Genomic DNA, 1,782 nt, shown 5'->3' with positions numbered 1-1,782 from the left:
CGCGCTCCAGCCAGAAGGTGTCGCCGAAGAGGGTGGCGAGCAGCACGGCGGCGGCGAGCCGGTCGTCGCTCGGGGCGGCGTCCTCCGGGAGGCCCTGCTCCCAGTGCGTGCCGAGGGCGCGGCGGGCGGGCTCACCGGCCAGCCGGACGCGCAGCTGCGCGTCCTCCGGGCCGCGGGCGGTCTCCGCGGGGCGCTCCACCGCGTGCCGCACCTGGGGGTCGAGCTCGGGGTCCATGGGCCACCTCTCCGTCGTCGTCCTGCGTCCATGCTCTCAGAACGTGCTGGACGGCGGCGGGGAGCCGACGGTGAGGCGGACGGCGGAGCGCCCCGGGCTCAGGCGGGGAGCAGGCCGCGCAGCTGCCCGGCGGCGACGCGGGGATCGGGGGCCTCGGTGACGGCGCGGACGACGACGACGCCGCGCGCCCCGGCCTCCAGCACCTGCGGGAGCCGCGGCTCGTCGATGCCGCCGATGGCGAACCACGGCACGGGCAGGACCTCCGGGTCCGCGTCCAGCCGGGCCTCCGTCAGCTCGGCGACCGCGCGGACGAACTCCAGCCCGGTGGCCGGGCGCCCCGGCTTGGTGGGCGTGGCCCAGACGGGGCCGGTGCAGAAGTAGTCGACGTCCGGGTCCTCGAGCGCCGCCGTGGCCTGTCCGAGGTCGTGGGTGGAGCGCCCGATCAGCACGTCGGGGCCCAGGAGCCGCCGGGCCTGGGCGGGGCTGAGGTCGTGCTGGCCCACGTGGAAGACGTCGGCGCCCACGAGCGCGGCGATGTCGGCGCGGTCGTTGACCGCGAACAGGGCGTCGTACTCGGCGGCCACCCGGCCCAGCAGCTCCAGCGCGGCGATCTCCTCGTCCGCGTCGATGCTCTTGTCCCGCAGCTGGACGATGTCCGCGCCGCCGGCACAGACGGCGTGCAGGAACTCCTCGAGGTCGCCCCGGTCCCGGCGGGCGTCCGTGCACACGTACAGCCGGGCGGCGAGGAGGCGGGCCGTCCGGGTGTCTCGCAGGGAGGACTCGGCGGGGGCGGAGGCGTCACGGGTAGGGTGGGTCACACGCTGATGATAGGTCAGCGGTTCTGCGGGAGCCCCACCGGGGGCTGAGAGGGCGTCCAGCGCCGACCGCCACACCTGATGCGGGTCATGCCGCCGGAGGAAAGGACGTTCCCTGTGACTGCCGCGCACCCCGCCCCCACGACCGCGCCCCACCCGCTGGTCGACCGGCCCGAGCACGTCCGCGCCGACGTCGCCGTCGTCGGCGCCGGGGTGATCGGCCTGGCCACCGCCTGGGAGCTGCGCCGCCGCGGCCGCTCGGTGGTCGTGGTGGACCCCGAGCCGGGCTCCGGCGCCAGCCGCGCCGCGGCCGGGATGCTCGCCCCGGTGAGCGAGGTCCAGTACCAGCAGGAGCCCCTGTACCCCCTGATGACCGCCTCGGCCGCCGAGTACCCGGCGTTCGTGGCCGCCCTCGAGCAGGCCGCCGGCGGGACGGTGGGCCACCGGGCCACCGAGACCCTGGTCTGCGGCGTGGACGCCGCCGACCGGCAGGCCCTGGCGGACCTCCGCGCGCTGCAGGGGCGCCACGGCATGACGGTGGAGCCGCTGACCCTGCGCGCCGCCCGCACCCTCGAGCCGACCCTGAGCCCGCGGCTGTCCGCGGTGTTCGGCTCTGATTCCTCCTCCACACCACCGTCCCAGTCCTCCGCCCCTTCCAAGGGCGGACCGAGCTCCCCGCCCCCTGGACCGGCTGCCAGCCCCGGTGGCACCACCGGTACTGCTGCCACCACG

The 1,782-nt window shown here is 76.8% G+C and carries 3 protein-coding genes and 1 riboswitch; of the genes, 1 reads left to right on the top strand and 2 read right to left on the bottom strand.

Annotated features, from left to right (window positions below; all coding sequences use genetic code 11):
• Both CRM73_RS19070 and thiE read right to left on the bottom strand, forming a co-directional pair.
• A partial coding sequence (locus CRM73_RS19070; protein WP_229588782.1) for a hypothetical protein occupies window positions 1-235 on the bottom strand: 235 nt, incomplete at its 3' end.
• 98 nt (window positions 236-333) lie between these two features.
• Window positions 334-1,053: a thiamine phosphate synthase gene (gene thiE, locus CRM73_RS19065; protein WP_370658578.1), complete on the bottom strand. Its 720-nt coding sequence runs from the start codon at window positions 1,051-1,053 to the stop codon at window positions 334-336.
• A 15-nt stretch (window positions 1,054-1,068) separates the two neighbouring features.
• A riboswitch (TPP riboswitch) is annotated at window positions 1,069-1,172 on the top strand.
• Between thiE and CRM73_RS19060 the strand changes: the two genes are divergently transcribed.
• The coding region (locus CRM73_RS19060) for an FAD-dependent oxidoreductase (protein WP_229588781.1) at window positions 1,168-1,782 on the top strand (615 nt) is incomplete at its 3' end. Its footprint overlaps the riboswitch before it by 5 nt.

The organism is Kocuria sp. CCUG 69068 (assembly GCF_020833785.1).
Lineage (GTDB): Bacteria > Actinomycetota > Actinomycetes > Actinomycetales > Micrococcaceae > Kocuria > Kocuria rosea.
This window is presented reverse-complemented; position numbering and strand designations above follow the sequence as displayed.